Below are 15,467 nucleotides of genomic sequence, written 5' to 3'. Positions count from 1 at the left end.
GATTGCATGAAACGGTATCAAAAGGACCGGATCTATGAATGTTTAAAAAAAAGAAAGAGTAACACGTTATGACTGGAGAACTATGCTGCAACTGCGGGGTGCTTGCCCTGCCCATCTTGCCAATTCCACCTGATCAATCGAATAAATAGTAATCAACAGCTCCTGTATCAATTTTCAAAATTTTAAAGTAATTCCCTTATGAGACAACGTATGAGCGCGAATCCCCGCCTCTTTTACGCCAGGAAGTGGCTGTTGCCGCTTTCGATGTTGCTGCTGCTGCTGGTGACGGTGAGTGCCGCCGCAGTTGCGCAAACCGTAAAAGTACAGGGTACCGTCAAGGATGAAAAGGGCAATTCCCTGCCCGGTGTAACGGTGACCGTAAAAGGCACCAAACAGGGTGTGGCCGCCAATATGGAAGGCCATTACACCATCTCGGTGCCTGCCGGCGCCACCCTCCAGTTTTCGATGACCGGCTTCACCACCAAAGAAGAACCGGTAGGCAACCGTACCACCATCAACATCACGCTGCTGGAAAGCATTTCCACGCTCAACGACGTAGTGGTGGTGGGCTACGGCACACAGAAAAAAAGAGACGTAACGGCGGCCATCACTTCCATCAGCGCGAAAGCGATTGAAGAGCGCCAGCCGGTAAGCGTGTTCGACGCCCTCCAGGGCGCAGCGCCCGGCGTCAGGGTCATGAGCAGCTCCGGAGCCCCCGGTTCGGAGCAGGACATTACCATCCGCGGCCTCTCCACCCTCTCGGACGCAGGCGTAAAACCGCTTTATATCGTAGACGGTGTGACGATGAACAATATCAATTCCATCAACCCGAAAGATATCCAGTCGATCGAAATCCTCAAAGACGCTGCCTCGGCTGCGATCTACGGTTCCCGCTCCGCCAACGGCGTGGTGCTCATCACCACCAAACGCGGGGAAGAAGGGAAACCGCAGGTGAGCTTTGATTATTTCCGCAGCTGGTCGAAACTGGCTAACAGGGTGCCGCAGTCCAACCGCCTCGAAAGGCAGATCTACGATCGCCGCGCCAATATCGGCCTGGATCCGAAACCGGACGATTCCACCGCATTCAACAGAAACGCCGACAACGATTACCAGGCCCTCATCACCCAGACCGCCATCAAAAACCAGTTCGACATCGGCGTGAAAGGCGGCACCAAAGTGCTGAACTATTACACCGGCCTGCAATACCTCTCGGAAGAGGGCATCATCCTCAATACCTACAACAAACGTTTCTCCTTCCGTACCAACGTGGAGTACAGGCCGAATAAAAAACTGACCATGGCCACGCGGCTGTTCGCAGGCTTCCAGGACAGAAGCAACACGGACGAAGGCAACGTGATCCGCCAGGCGCTGCAACGCCCGCCGCATCATGCGCTGTACACGCCCAGCGGGGAATATGTGTATAACAGCGGCGGCCGTAGAAACCCGATTGCGGAAGCTTACCTCCGTAAGGATATATCGAATATTTACCGCGGAACCGTATACCAGTCGTTCGACTACGCCATCACCTCTTTCCTGAACCTGCACGGCGACGCGTCTGCGGACTTCGAACTGGAGAAACGAAACCGCTTTACATCGAAGCTGGTGGACCTCACCAGCGACCCCGTAGCCACGGCTACCGAAAACACCTCGCTGCCGATCAGAACGCAGTCGAACGTTTTCCTGACCTACAAACAGACGTTCGATAAAGTGCACAACGTGAGCGCCACGGCAGGGATGAACTATGAAAAAAACACTTTCGAGGAAACCAATATCGCCGGCCGCCGGTTTGTAACGGAATCCGTGGAAACGTTCAACGCTGCGCAGGAATTTTCCCTGGCGGACCTGTACAGCTCCGGTACCAACTCCTCGCTGCTGGGCTTCTTCGGCAGGGTTGGATACGACTATAAAGGCCGCTACCTCGTGAACGCGCTCATCCGCCGCGACGGTTCGTCCCGCTTCGGCCGCGATACCCGCTGGGGCAGCTTCCCCTCCGTATCCGTGGGCTGGCGCTTCAGCGACGAGCCTTTCATGGCAGGCCTGTCTAAGATCCTGACCGACGGTAAAATCCGCGCCAGCTGGGGTGTTACAGGTAACCAGGCCATCGGCGACTATGATGCGCAAACCCAGTTCATTTTCGGGGAATACCGTTACAACGGCGTGAGCGGCATCAGAACCAATACCCGCCTCGGCAACCCGTCGCTGAAATGGGAAGAAACCATTCAGCCTGACCTGGGCATCGACCTGACTTTCCTGAACGGCCGCATCAACTTTGTTGCGGACTATTACGAAAAACATACTTCAGACCTGCTGTACGACGCGCCGCTACCCCTCGAAGCGGGTTATCCCGGCAAGGTGCGCACCAACGCCGGCAGCATCAAAAATACCGGTATCGAGCTGGGTGTGACGGCTTACCCCGTCCGCACGAAAGACTTCCAGTGGATGACCAACGTGAACTGGACCAAAATCCGGAACGAGATCACCCGCCTGCCCGGCGGCGACTACGTGGATGATATCTGGTATGTTGGCCAGGGCATGGAAGCCGGTAACTTCTTTGGTTATGAATACCAGGGAATTTACGAGTACGACCAGAGCAACGCCTGGTCATCCGATTACAAAACCCGCCTCATCCCGCAGTTCGAGCGCGATGCGCAGGGCAACGTGATCATCGGCAAAAACATGCAGCCCATCCTCACCGGCTACAACACGCCCGACGGACAGAAATATACCGGCGACGTGAAACAGATGACGGCGGCGGGCAAGGTATCCAAAGGCGGCGACGTGATCTGGACCAACCTGCCCGATGACAAAGGCGTGCTCAACGGCAACATCGGTAACGAAGACAGGAAGATCATCGGTTACGGGCAGCCCCGCTGGAGCATGGGCTGGAGCAATACCTTCACCTACAAAACCTTCACCCTGGCATTTTCTTTCTACGGCAACTTCGGCAACCACGTGTACAACGAGAACAGGCGGAACACGGCCTCATTCTCCAACTCGAACACAACGCCGGAACCGTATTATATCTACACCATGTGGAAGTATCCTGGCCAGATCACCGATTCTTACAGGGGCGGCGATAAAACGGCGGACAACTCCCGCCGCGGCAACAGCTCCTTCCTGGAAGACGCCTCCTTTATCCGCCTGCAGTCTGCCCGCCTGGGGTATTCCCTGCCGGGCGATATCAGCAGAAGACTACGGCTGCAGATGCTGAATGTGTATATCTACGGCAATAACCTGTTAACATGGACCAAGTACACCGGTTTTGATCCGGAAGTAAACCAGCGCAGCGTATTGAAACCCGGCGACGACCCGGGCAAATACCCCCGCAGGCGTGAATTGGGCATGGGTGTAAACGTTTCATTTTAATCAGTACAGTGTATGAAAAGAATCAAATTAACCGCGATATTTTTTGCAGGACTGATGATGATCGCCAGTGTGCAGTGTAACAAAACACTGGATGAAAGTCCTGTTTCCACCAGCGATCCGAAAGATTTCTGGAAAGACCAGAACGACGCCAAAGCCTGGATGGCCGGCGTATACAACCAGCTGCAGACCGTGCTGCGGTTGAACTGGTTCGACTGGGGCGAAGTGCGTTCCGATAACATGACGGTGGCCGGTACCGGTAACGCGCAGGTGAAAATGTTGTCGAATGCGCTCACCGCCAACGACGCCGACCTGAACGGCACTACCACCTGGACCGAGCTGTACGTGGGCATTTCCCTCTGCAATTTCGGTATCAAGTATTTTCCGGAGATGATCGCGGAGAACCGCGATGCAGGCATCAATGTGTACAAAGATTACCTGGGGCAGTGTTACGCGCTGCGTGCGATGTATTATTTCTACGGCCTGCGTGTTTGGGGCAAGATGCCGCTGCTCACGGTGCCCGTGGAAGACCTGAACCAGGAAGTGCAGTTTGCGCGCTCACCGATCGCCGACGTTAAAAAACGGATACTCGACGACATCGATGCGTCGCTGGCCATCATCGGCAACGACATCACCACCAAAGCGATGAAATACCGCATCCAGAAAGGCGGTGTGTACGCCCTGAAAACGGACGTGCACATGTGGTTCCAGGAGTATGATGCGGCATTGGAAGCTTCCCAGAACTGCATCACCGAAAGCAAATGCACCTGGGTTACCGACAATATGAAGTGGAAAGACATGTTCGTAAACCCTGAAAACTCTACCGAAACCATCTTCAACCTCTGGTGGAACGATGTGGAAAGAGGTAACCAGGGCGTAGGCATATGCCAGAAACTGGGCTCGGGCTCCAACACCCACCAGTACAAGCTGCGTCCGGATCTGTGGCAGGAACTGAAAAACCACCTCGAAGGCGGCAAAACCACCGACGGCCGTTTTTACCTCTGCTGGGATACCGTGAAATATAACTCCGTGGCCAAATACACCACCGATGTGGTGCAGTTCGGCAAGTTCTCCCTGTGGAAAGCCGCACCGGGTGGCGAATTTATTTTCGAAGGCAACAATACCTGCAACGTAAAGATCCCCATCTACCGCTTTGCGGACATCATGCTGCTGCGCGCAGAGGCGCTGGCGCATAAAAGCCGCTTTACGGAAGCGCTGGACATTGTGAATAAAGTAAGGGAAAGAGTAGGGTATAAGGTAAAAGCAACGGAAGCGGACGTACCGGCCGGCATGGATAAGATCAAAGGCATCGAGCGCATCATTCTCAAGGAAAGGCAGTTCGAGCTGCTGGGCGAAGGCAAACGCTGGTTCGACCTCTGCCGTATCGACAAGATGTACGACTTCACCAACACCGGTTACGAATACCTGCGTGAGATGATGAATCCCGTGCTGGCTACCCGCGAAGGCGCTACGCTGTTCGATAACAACGCCAATACGCCGAACGCGATGGGCCGGATCCTGTTCCCGATCAACTCCAACGCGTTTAATGCGAACCGCAAGCTGGTGGGCGACCAGAACCCGCCTTACGACGAATAATAACTTTCACGTTAATCAGAAATGTGTATGAAAAAGATATTTTTAATAATGCCCGCCCTGCTTGTGTGCGTTGCCTTTACAGCCTGTAAGAAGCTGCCGTTGCAGGAGGGATACGACTATACGCCGTCTCACTACGATAACAAACTCAACAAAAGCGTGGTGGACTTCATGAAATCGCGGCCCGACCTGTTTTCCGGCATGCTGGCGGCGATCGATTATGTAGATACCGACCCGGCTTACAAAGACATCAAGCCACTGTATGCCGGCACCGGCAATACCTTCCTGTTGCTTACCAACAATGCGCTCACCGAGCTGGAAACGGATACCACGAGTTTCTTCACCAGGAACAAAATCGCCAACCCGGCGGATCCGTCCAAACCGTTCAGCGGCACCAGCTGGGCGCAATACGACAAAAAGCTGGTGGCCGACCTGCTGCGGTATCACATCCTGAAAGGCCGGCAGGATTATTCCACCATCACCTCCAAACCGGTGTGGCTGGATACTTACCTCACCAGCGAAGCCAATCCGCTGGCGAAGATTTACGTGTATATGAAAGGCGACCGCGACGGGTTCTTTTACCTGAACAATTTTGCCCTTTTCCCGCATACCTGGTACCTGGAAACAAGGCCGCGCACGCCCAATCTGCAGGCCACCAACGCGCCGGTGCATGTAATGGACAAGTATCTGATTCCGCCCTCCAAGGCACAATTCGACAATAACAAATAATTAAACTGATCATGATGAAAAAGATATATTATCCGGTGTTGTTCCTGGCGATGTGCGCATCCATCGTGGCGTGCAAGAAAGATGAGCCGGTTGAGATCGTGTCATTGAGCAAACCCGGTCAGGAGTTTTATTACGGGGAAAAAGTGCCGGTGTGGGCAGCCACCTCCGGCGACCTGCATGATGTCACCTACAGCTGGACCGCCACCGGCGGCACATTCGACGGCTGGAGAACACAGAACCTTTTCGAAAATCTCTGGATTGCGCCTGTCACGCCCGGTGAATACACGATTACGGCTACCGCCAAAAACGGCAAGAACACTTCTTCCCGGTCTACCGTGATGAAAGTGGTGCGGTATTTCTTTGACGAGTTCCAGGATGCCTTTACCACTGCCGGCGGTGGCTGGGCGGAATCGAATATCAACCGTACCCTTGTGGCGAATACGGACCCGAAGAAGTCGATCATGGAGTTTGACGCGAAAGACACCAATATCCCCACTTTCCGCAGACCGCTCAACGTAGTGCCTTTGAAGATACCGTTTTCCGTCAGCGCTGAATTCGGCTGGAAAAAATCGTTCAGGGCCAACGAGCCCATCACTTTTTCCATGATTTTCGAACAGCCGGAAGCGAACCCTTCGTTTCCTTACCTGCGCGAAATCCGCTGGGAAATATACCCCACCGTGGGCGGTACCGGGAATAACTACCGCATTCGTTTCTCCACGGCCGTTCCGCAAATCGGCGGTTCTGAGCAGTTCAGCGAAAACGGCAACACCGCCGCCACACTGCCCAAACCGCTGCCGCTCCTCAACCCGGTTACCGGCAGGCTCCCGGCCTTCGCCATGGCCAGCGGCGCCGAACAGAAAATCACCTTTTCCGTAGACGCGAACCATGTGTTCCACGCTTATGTAGGCGGTCAGCTCTGGTTTACCAGCACGGGCATCAAAGATTGGCTGGCCTACGCGAAAGCAACGTATGCCGGTTTCCAGGACCCGGTGGCGAAAGAGTTCCGCCTTACCATCCCGGCGAAACAAAACACGAATGCGACCTCTTCCACTGTATTCCTCAACAGTGTATACATCGTGAACGACGGCAGCATCCTGAAATAATCCGGCATTACCGCCGTAACAAAAAAGCCTCCGGTTATACACCGGAGGCTTTTTTATGTTTGAACGGTTCGTTACTGTTTCGGGTTGGCGTCGTAGTTGATCATCCATTGCACCCCGAATTTGTCGGTGAGCATGCCGAAATACGCGCCCCAGGGAGCGTCGCCCATGGGCATGTCGGCTTTGCCCCCGCTGGAAAGGCCTTCAAAGAGCTTGTCCGCATGCTCGCGGCTGTCCGGATCGATGGCCAGGGAAAACACGTTGCCGAGCTCGGCGGGGCCGAAAGATTTGGGCCGGTCGCCGCCCATCAGCAATGAGTTTTTGCCGATCGGCAATGCCACGTGCATCACCAGGTTGTCGTCTGCCGGGTCCTGGTGATGGGGGCCGGGCATGTCTTTATAGCGCATTACCGTGAGGAATTCGCCGCCGAGTACGGATTTGTAATAATTGAATGCTTCCTCGCAGTTGCCGCCGAATGTCAGATAAGGATTAACGTGTGCCATGATGATTACTTTTTTGGTGGATAATTGAATACCCCAAACTTACGATACTCCGTTGAATCAGGCGAGGGCACTTGGGCCAAGATAAGGGGTGATTTACGACAGGGCACAAAAAAACCTGCACAAGAGTGCAGGTTTCGATATATCATTAACAAACGGTTATTTATTCTCCACCATTTTGCGGATGTTGTCGAGCGACTTTTCCATGTTGCCGCCCATCATACCGTCCATGAACAGGCCCATGTACTTGTACATCGGGTTGTTGCCCATGTTCCCCTTATCCGTCCATGTTACTTTCGTGCCTTCGGCCACGGGCTCGAAGCTCACAAAACCGTACATCGGCTCGTCGAATCCTTCAAAGGCGATGGTAAAATCCAGTTGCTTGCCGGGCTCGCTTTTCACGATCGTCATGACGCCCTTCTCGTTTTTGTTGGCCACCCAGCTTTGTTTGGCGCCCACACCGGAAGACGGGTCGGAGGTGGTGTAATTGATCTCCTTGTACATGTCGTCGAAAGTGTTCCACTGCCGCCAGTTGTTGAAATCGTTGAACTGGTTGAACACGGCTTCGGGCGGCGCCTTCATTACGGAGGTCCGGCTGACGCTGTAAGTGGAAGGGAGGAAGAAGGAAACGATCACCAGCAGTGCAACCAGCACCAGCAGGCCGATAAGGATCTTTTTCAGGACTTTCATGGTTGATAAATTTTATGCAATCTAACGGTTTCTGTTGTTAAATCGCAGGGATGGTGTCGCAATCAGCCCCGTAAAGTTCGAAATTTCCTTCTTCCGCCGTTAAATTTATTAATAGCGGTCCCAGAACGGGGGCGGTTCTACGCCGAGCGAGCGAAGGTACACGTAGCCCTGTCCGCGGTGGTGGATTTCATTATCGAAGAAATACTGCATCAGGGAAATCACGGTGCCTTCGTATTCACCGAAGGCTTTCTCGGTTTCGCGGAAGCGGGCAGGCGGCATTTTGGCCCACAGCAGATCGGCCTTTTCACTCACTTTATCCCAGAGGTCGAGCAGCTCGGCTTTGGTGGCGGGCTTCGCGCCGGTGTGCAGCTGGCCGGACGGGTCGAGGTTGCGATTGGCCATCTGCTCCATACCGGCTTCGGCTATACGTATCAGTTCCATGGCCATTTCCGAGAAGGGGCGCATGCCGCCGATGGAATAGCTGAACAGTTCTTTTTCGGGGAAGGCGTCGATCACCCTGCGGGTGAGGCCGCGGTGGCCCTGCCAGTGATGTTTCAATTCGTCGGTAGAATAGATGAAATTGTTTTCCATATGCTATTATTTTATTTGATAGCACAAAGAAAAAACGGGGCTGTGACAACGGTATGTCAGCAGCCCCGGAAATTTTTTTTCACTAATCTTTTAACCGTTGCAGCAGCTTGCGGCTTTCTTTGTTCACGAACGTGATGGGCACGAACTTGTCCGTAGGCGTGCCGATGTAATACACCGTCCATTCGGGGTCGTGGTGGGCCAGCATTTCGCTGATGCAATCGGCCCGGTGAGCGGTAGGGACACTGCAATCTTCCCAGTAAAACAGCTCCACCCGGTAGTGCAATTGCTGTTTCTGGTTGTTGATGGTCACCTCGATTTCAATCTCCTGTTTGCCGGAGTGAGGTGGGATGGGAATGACGATGTGGCTCATAAAGACCCGGTTGAATTAAAAGAAATAAAAACGATCCGGTGGTTCCTCCACAAGAAGGTTGCCAGCCTTGCAGCCCCAATTTGATCTGTTATTTATGTATGGATGAAATATGAATATGTTCACTTCCGCACGTCGTTGTGTCCGGAAAACGGATACCACGGTGGTGGTCACGGAATGGCCGGCGCCGTAAATAAAATCAGCCTGGATAGGCCGTATCGCCACGGGACAGGTGCTGATATATTGGAAAATATTTGCCTACTTTGCAAAACTATGTTGGAAACCAAAGTTTGCATCATCGGCGCAGGCCCCGCAGGGGCCACCGCGGCGCTTCAATTGGCTTATATGGGCATTCCGTGCCTGGTAGTGGACAAAGCTGTTTTCCCCCGGGATAAGGTCTGCGGCGACGGTCTCAGCGGCAAAGTGCTCACCCTGCTCAACCGCATCGATCCGGGTATCGGGGAAAGACTGCAGCAGGCCGCTTTTAAAGAAGACAGCTGGGGTGTTACCTTCACCGCGGCCAACCGCATGAGCATGGACATTCCCTATAAACCGGGCTACCGGAAACTGCCCGGCGAGCCCCGGGGATTTGTATGCAAGCGGCTCGACTTCGATAATTTCCTCGTGGAAGAACTGAAACGCTGTCCGCAGGTGCAACTGATCGAAGGGACATCCATCACCCGTTACGAACTGCAGAGCGACGGCTACCTGCTGTCTGACGCGGCAGGCAGCATCCGTATCAAAACGCAGCTGGTCATCGCGGCCAACGGCGCGCATTCCGGCTTCACCAAAGAAGTGGCGGGTATCCATATGGAGCCGCAGCATTATGTAGCCGGTATCCGCGCGTATTACAGCAACATCGATGGCATCCATCCGGATAAACTGATCGAGCTGCATTTCCTCAAAAACGTATTGCCGGGATACTTCTGGATCTTCCCGCTGCCCAACGGCGAGGCGAACGTGGGCATCGGCATGCTGAGCAAAGTGGTGCGCCGCAAAAAGGCCAACCTGAAGCAGATGCTGCTCGATGTTGTGGCGCACGACCCGGTGCTGAAGGAACGGTTTAAGAACGCCACCCTGAACGGCAGTATCGACGGCTACGGCCTGCCCCTCGGCAGCAAAAAAAGAAGGGTTTCCGGCGAACGCTACATGCTGGTGGGCGACGCGGGTTTCCTGATCGACCCATTCAGCGGCGAAGGCATCGGCAACGCCATGTACAGCGCCCGCCTCGCGGCGCAGCAGGCCGCCGCCTGCATCGAAGCGGATGATTATTCCGCTGAAACCCTGCTGGCGTACGACGATATGCTGTACCGCGCTCTCTGGCCTGAACTGAAACTGAGTGCCAAACTCCAGCAGCTCATCCGTTTCCCCTGGCTGCTCAACATGCTGGTGCGGATGAGCGCACGCAACAAACAGCTGCAGGAACTGGTGATGTCGATGTTCCATGAGGTGGATCTGCGGAAGAAGCTGGCAAGGCCCTCATTTTATATCAAACTGCTTCTCAACCGGTAACAGCTGCCCTCAATGTTGGCATTTTTACCCTCGTGCCCGCGTGGTACTTCCTGCTAACTTCGCAGTGAATTAAAACCATTGTATGAAAAACGAATTGCTGGCCGAACTGGACAAAAACAGTGAAGAACTGTTCCGCTTACTGTCTTCCTTCAGCCATGAAGCATTTAACGCCGTGCCTTTCCCCGGCAGCTGGACGCCGGGCCAGGTGGCGAAGCATCTGTCGATGTCGGAAACCGGCGTGGCGGAGGTGCTCTTCGGCAATACCCGCCCCACGGAACGGCCGGCCAACGAGCAGGTGCCGGCCATCCGCGCCACCTTCCTCGACTTCGATATCAAATTCAAGTCGCCTGATGTTATTGACCCGCGCATGCAGGAATACTTCCAGGAAAAACTGATCGCTTCCTTCCGGGATTCCCGGGAAAAGCTGCGGAAAGCCATCGGGGAACTGGACCTCACCGAAACGGTCGCCGACTTTGAATTCCCGGGATTCGGCTTCCTGACGAGGCAGGAAATGATCAACTTCGCCATCGTACATAGTATCCGCCATACCCGCCAGCTGAAAAACATCGCGGAAAAAGTACTGTCATGAACGTTCCTGCTTTACAGCAGCTGGATATAAAAAAGGCGCCGGTCATCCGGCGCCTTTTCTTTGTATGGTGATGGTAATTATCGTTGGGTGGAATCCTTCGCCTGCTGTGCGGCTTCCTTCGCTTCGCGTTTGTCCCTTTTCCTGAAAAAGCCGCGCAGGAGGAAGTTGTGCTGCAGGGCCTCCATGTTCTCGTCGAGCTTTTCGGTGCTGGTTTGCAGGTTCCGGATAGTGGCTTTCAAAGCCTGCGCCGTTTTCTCGTCGTGTAGCAATAAGCCTGCGGGTGTGGCGGGGTTCCGCAGGTCGCGCTGCAGCCCTTCCGTGGCGCCGCGCAGGTTTTGCATCACACTGTCTGCGTGCCCGGCTACGGCAGACAACTGAGTGGCCGTGCTGCGCAGGTTGGCGAACACCACGGTATCCGTTACGAGGTCGTTGGCCAGCGTGCCCTGCGTTTTCAGCCGGGCGGCATAGTCCGAGAGGCCCTGTGTGAGCCTTTCCGTATTGGAGGCCGTTTTGCGGAGCGTGGCCAAAGTACCTTCGAGGTTGTTGTACAGCGCATCGTCGTTGAGCAGCTTGCCCACGGTGCCTTCGCCGTCCATGATCTTTTTGGTGATCACCTTCAGGTTGCCGGTGATTTCCACAAGGCTTTTATTGTTGACCTGGAGCGTATTCATGATCTCGTCCGTACTGATGGAGGTTTCCACATGGATGGTGTCGCCGTCTTCCACTGCCGGCATGTTGGCCGAGCCGCCGGAGAGTGCGATGATCTTGTTGCCCACCAGCCCGTCCGAGCTTACGCGGGCCTTCACATCTTTATGGATGAACTCCCGGGATTTTTTATCGATGTCCATCTGCACCTCTATCTGATCGTAGCTGAGAAAGGTGATCTTTTTGATGGTGCCTACCTTTACGCCGGAGAACCACACATTGTCGCCTTTGGAAAGGCCGCCGATGTCGTGAAAGAGGGCGCTCACCCTCACGGCCCGCATGAAGGTCTTTTTCTGTCCGCCCAGCACCAGTACGCCGGTCGCGAAGATGACCAGGCCCAGCAATATAAAAATGCCTACGATGACGGTTCTTTTGGTACTCTTATCTTTCATCCGTTAATAGTTTATGGTCCGGTGACCGGAGCGAGCCCCGCATTTGTTCCCTGCGGGATAAATTTCGTTCACGCCCGGCTTCATGGTTTACTGAATAAAATTATAGTCGTAAAATTCCTTTATCAGTTCGTCGTTTTCTGCAAATACTTCGTCGAATTTTCCCTGTTTGATGAATTGGCCTTCTTTCATGACGGCGATGTTGTCGCCTGTCACTTTCGCGCAGGTAAGGTCGTGCGTAATGATGATGGAGCTGGTGTTGAACCGGCGCTGCACTTCGTTGATGAGGTTGTTGATCTCCGTGCAGGTGATGGGGTCGAGGCCCGCCGTCGGTTCGTCGTACAGCATGATTTCGGGGCGCAGGATGAGGGTTCGGCCGATGCCGATGCGTTTGCGCTGCCCGCCGCTCAGTTCCGCCGGCATCTGGTTGACAGTGTGAGAGAGACCCACGGCCTCGAGCACGATGTCTACCAGTTTTTCCCGCTGCGCTGCCGTCATTTTCGGCTCGTTACGCTGCAGGGGGAAGGAAAGGTTTTCGCCCACCGTCATGCTATCGTACAGCGCGCCATGCTGGAAACAGAAGCCCACTTTCAGGCGCAGGGCGCGGAGATCCGCCGGGCTCAGTTCGGCCACTTCCTGCCCCAGCACGTTCACCGTACCGGCATCCTGCTTCAGCAGCCCGGAAATGATCTTGATCAGCACCGATTTGCCCGTGCCGGAACGGCCCAGCACCACGATGTTTTCGCCTTTGTGCAGCTCCAGGTCCACGCCGCGCAGCACATGGTTGTTCCCGAAAGACTTGTACAGGTCTTTGATGGAGATCACCACATTGTTCCAGTCTATTTCAGGCGTAAATGTTTTCATCTGTCAATAACGATTTTTCAAAGGTCGGGCGGCGTTTCGTTACACGCCGTCACCGTATCGAGTTTACAATCTGAACGATCAGTATTTCTTCAATAAAAATCAGGAACATGGAAATCACCACCGACATGTTGGCGGCTTTGCCCACGCCCTGTGTGCCTTGTGTGGCGTTATATCCCTGGTACGCGCTCACGATGCCGATGGTGAACCCGAAAGTGAGGGCTTTGGCGAAGGAGGCGCCCAGGTCGAGAAAAGAGATGCTTTCGAACGCCTTCTGGAAAAAGGCCACGAGGCTCGTTTGTTCGTTGAGGTGAATGTCGAGGTAAGAGCCCATGAGCCCCACTACGGCCGTATACGCCATGAGCAGCGGCAGGCAGATGGTGCAGGCCAGCACGCGGGTCACCACCAGGTATTTGAAAGGGTTGATGGCCGATACCTCCATGGCGTCGACCTGTTCGGTTACTTTCATCGACGCCAGCTCCGCGCCGATGCCGGAACCCACTTTGCCCGCGCAGATGAGCGCCGTTACCAGCGGGGCCAGCGCCCTGATCACCGCGATGGAAATAAGGGAAGGCAGCCACGAGGTGGCGCCGAACTCCGCCAGCGAGGGCCGCGACTGTTTGGTAAACACCAGTCCCGTGATAAAACCGGTGAGACTGATGAGCGCGAGCGATTTATACCCGACCTGGAAGCACTGGCGGATTAACTCCTTGATTTCAAAAGGGGGGAGCAGCGCTTCCTTGAAAAAACGGCTGATAAATCTGAATATATCGTAAACACCAATGAAAAAAGCATCCGCGCCTTTGGAAATAAGTGGTTTCTCCGTTTGTTCGTTCGGGTCCATTTGCTGCATTTTGTCAAAATTATTACAATTTCGGCTGAATGGTTGTTATAATATCATGCCAATACATGAAGCAAACCACGTACCGTTATCGGATCGGGTATTGTTTTACCGGATGAATGAGTATCTTACCGGCCGAATTTTACACCCATGATCATCGATTCTTTAGACAACGCACATCGTTACCACGGCCTGGGGCCCAAATTTGTAAAGGCTTTCGACTACCTGCGGCAGACGGATTTTTCCAAACTGGAAAAAGGGAAATACGAAATAGACGGCACCTCCATTTTTGCCATCGTCAACGAATACCAGACGGTAGACCCTTCAGGGGAGCAGATGGAGTCGCATAAGAAATACATCGACGTGCAGTACATCGTGCAGGGAGAGGAGCAGATCGGGCACGATTTCCTCAACGGGCAGGCCCCTTCGAAGGCGTACGACGAAGAGGCGGACTACATGCTCTTCGCGGAAAAACCGTCTTTCTTCTCGAAGCTCGCGCAGCACGATTTCGCGGTTTTTTTCCCGTCTGACCTGCATATGCCCAACCTTACCGCCCACACGCCGAAACAGGTGAAAAAGGTGGTGATCAAGATCAGTGTGGCATAATTTCCCCGTTTATATACGGCAAAACCGGCCGGAAGGAGGATGATTCCCCGCTTCCCGGCCGGTTTTTCTGTGCCGGACGAGCCGGCCTTAACAAATATTTAACCGGCTTGTAATCAATATTTTGCCACCTTAGCGGCAACACTTTCTCCCGCAGCTGCAGACCATCTTCTTTTCACTGGGCTGTTTTATTTTCCCTCCCGGTAAGATGCATATAGTAGACATTACACACAATGCCCGCACCCGCACAGGGAACGGCATGAGAAAAAACGTTTTTGGTTTCGCTTAGTGCCCATGTCCATGGGCATTATTTTTTGGCTGTTTTTCGTTTTTTCAGGTGCGTCAGCATCACCTTCCGGAACTCCACCTCCGATCCTTCCGCCTGCAGCGCAATCTGGCCCCTGGAAGCCGTGGCGTTGTAACCATCGTTCACCAGCTGGCCGTTCACCCATACCTTCACCGTATTGCCGAGGCATTCGATGCGCATGGCGTTCCACTCGCCGAGCGGTTTTTCCGAACTGTCCGTGAGGTTCTGTATCCGGCGGTTCTTCCCGTCTACCGACCCCCATTTTTCTTTGGGGCCGCGGCGGGCTTCCATATCGGGCACCTCGATGTCTTCCCCGATACACCAGAAATCGCCGGCGTTTTTATGCATCATCTGCACTTCGATCGACTTCGGGAACATGTCGTACAGCACCCGTGGTGTGGAGGCGAATACGAGCACCCCGCAGTTGCCGGGCTTGCCGGGGAAGCGGTATTCCACGTCGAGGCGGAAGTTTTCGTATTGCGCGTCGGTGATGATGTGGCCCTGCGGTTTGGCGAGGCTCACCATCATGCCGTTGCGGATGATGAAGGGATTAGGCTGGGAACTGTCTTTTTCCAGCGCCGGCACGTCGATGTGCCAGCCCGTGAAATCTTTCCCGTTGAAAAGGCTTATGGATTGCTGAGCGGATGATAACGTGGCGCTGCCCAGCAGGGCAGCGGAAAGGAGTAACTTTTTCATGCTTACAAGATATTCAAAAAATGACTATTTT

At 54.1% G+C, this 15,467-nt stretch carries 15 protein-coding genes; 7 read left to right on the top strand and 8 right to left on the bottom strand.

Annotated features, from left to right (window positions below; all coding sequences use genetic code 11):
• The first annotated feature begins 198 nt into the window (after positions 1-198).
• From EGT74_RS17065 to EGT74_RS17050, 4 genes are read left to right on the top strand one after another with little or no spacing between them, the layout of a single operon-like run.
• Positions 199-3,366 carry a SusC/RagA family TonB-linked outer membrane protein gene (locus tag EGT74_RS17065; RefSeq protein ID WP_246008236.1) on the top strand — a complete coding sequence of 1,056 codons (3,168 nt, stop codon included), beginning with the start codon at positions 199-201 and terminating at the stop codon, positions 3,364-3,366.
• A gap of 12 nt (positions 3,367-3,378) precedes the next feature.
• The gene (locus EGT74_RS17060; protein ID WP_123847784.1) at positions 3,379-4,959 is read left to right on the top strand and encodes a RagB/SusD family nutrient uptake outer membrane protein; all 1,581 of its coding nucleotides are present in this window, start codon (positions 3,379-3,381) and stop codon (positions 4,957-4,959) included.
• Positions 4,960-4,986: 27 nt separating this feature from the next.
• On the top strand, positions 4,987-5,685 hold the full coding sequence (locus tag EGT74_RS17055) for a fasciclin domain-containing protein (RefSeq protein ID WP_158618192.1): 699 nt from the start codon (positions 4,987-4,989) through the stop codon (positions 5,683-5,685).
• 11 nt (positions 5,686-5,696) lie between these two features.
• Positions 5,697-6,788, top strand: coding sequence for a PKD domain-containing protein (locus EGT74_RS17050; RefSeq protein WP_123847782.1), 1,092 nt, complete (start codon positions 5,697-5,699; stop codon positions 6,786-6,788).
• Positions 6,789-6,859: 71 nt separating this feature from the next.
• On the opposite strand, the gene EGT74_RS17045 is transcribed toward EGT74_RS17050, so the two are convergent.
• From EGT74_RS17045 to EGT74_RS17030, 4 genes are all read right to left on the bottom strand, one after another.
• Entirely contained in the window at positions 6,860-7,288 is a 429-nt protein-coding gene (locus EGT74_RS17045; RefSeq protein WP_123847781.1) for a VOC family protein, read from the bottom strand.
• A gap of 156 nt (positions 7,289-7,444) precedes the next feature.
• Positions 7,445-7,975: an SRPBCC family protein gene (locus EGT74_RS17040; protein WP_123847780.1), complete on the bottom strand. Its 531-nt coding sequence runs from the start codon at positions 7,973-7,975 to the stop codon at positions 7,445-7,447.
• 108 nt (positions 7,976-8,083) lie between these two features.
• Complete coding sequence (locus tag EGT74_RS17035; RefSeq protein WP_123847779.1) at positions 8,084-8,566, bottom strand: DinB family protein; 483 nt, start codon at positions 8,564-8,566, stop codon at positions 8,084-8,086.
• Between the two features lie 82 nt (positions 8,567-8,648).
• Positions 8,649-8,936 carry a hypothetical protein gene (locus tag EGT74_RS17030; RefSeq protein WP_123847778.1) on the bottom strand — a complete coding sequence of 96 codons (288 nt, stop codon included), beginning with the start codon at positions 8,934-8,936 and terminating at the stop codon, positions 8,649-8,651.
• 270 nt (positions 8,937-9,206) lie between these two features.
• Here EGT74_RS17030 and EGT74_RS17025 point away from each other — a divergent pair, with 270 nt between their 5' ends.
• Together EGT74_RS17025 and EGT74_RS17020 are read left to right on the top strand one after the other, a co-directional pair.
• Entirely contained in the window at positions 9,207-10,445 is a 1,239-nt protein-coding gene (locus EGT74_RS17025; protein ID WP_123847777.1) for an NAD(P)/FAD-dependent oxidoreductase, read from the top strand.
• A gap of 82 nt (positions 10,446-10,527) precedes the next feature.
• Positions 10,528-11,034 (top strand): DinB family protein, encoded by a 507-nt coding sequence (locus tag EGT74_RS17020; RefSeq protein WP_123847776.1) that lies wholly within the window; start codon positions 10,528-10,530, stop codon positions 11,032-11,034.
• A gap of 77 nt (positions 11,035-11,111) precedes the next feature.
• On the opposite strand, the gene EGT74_RS17015 is transcribed toward EGT74_RS17020, so the two are convergent.
• The 3 genes from EGT74_RS17015 to EGT74_RS17005 form a co-directional block, all read right to left on the bottom strand.
• The gene (locus EGT74_RS17015) at positions 11,112-12,131 is read right to left on the bottom strand and encodes an MlaD family protein (RefSeq protein ID WP_123847775.1); all 1,020 of its coding nucleotides are present in this window, start codon (positions 12,129-12,131) and stop codon (positions 11,112-11,114) included.
• An 87-nt stretch (positions 12,132-12,218) separates the two neighbouring features.
• Positions 12,219-12,992 (bottom strand): ABC transporter ATP-binding protein, encoded by a 774-nt coding sequence (locus EGT74_RS17010; RefSeq protein ID WP_123847774.1) that lies wholly within the window; start codon positions 12,990-12,992, stop codon positions 12,219-12,221.
• Positions 12,993-13,041: 49 nt separating this feature from the next.
• Complete coding sequence (locus tag EGT74_RS17005; RefSeq protein ID WP_123847773.1) at positions 13,042-13,833, bottom strand: MlaE family ABC transporter permease; 792 nt, start codon at positions 13,831-13,833, stop codon at positions 13,042-13,044.
• 147 nt (positions 13,834-13,980) lie between these two features.
• Between EGT74_RS17005 and EGT74_RS17000 the strand changes: the two genes are divergently transcribed.
• The gene (locus EGT74_RS17000) at positions 13,981-14,436 is read left to right on the top strand and encodes a YhcH/YjgK/YiaL family protein (RefSeq protein WP_123847772.1); all 456 of its coding nucleotides are present in this window, start codon (positions 13,981-13,983) and stop codon (positions 14,434-14,436) included.
• A gap of 304 nt (positions 14,437-14,740) precedes the next feature.
• Here EGT74_RS17000 and EGT74_RS16995 read toward each other — a convergent pair whose 3' ends face one another.
• Positions 14,741-15,436, bottom strand: a complete 696-nt coding sequence (locus tag EGT74_RS16995; protein ID WP_123847771.1) for a 3-keto-disaccharide hydrolase — start codon at positions 15,434-15,436, stop codon at positions 14,741-14,743.
• Between the last annotated feature and the right edge of the window lie 31 nt (positions 15,437-15,467).

Source organism: Chitinophaga lutea (genome assembly GCF_003813775.1).
Classification (GTDB): Bacteria; Bacteroidota; Bacteroidia; order Chitinophagales; family Chitinophagaceae; genus Chitinophaga; species Chitinophaga lutea.
The sequence above is the reverse complement of the archived record's forward strand: the minus strand, read 5'-3'. Positions and strand labels throughout refer to the sequence as shown.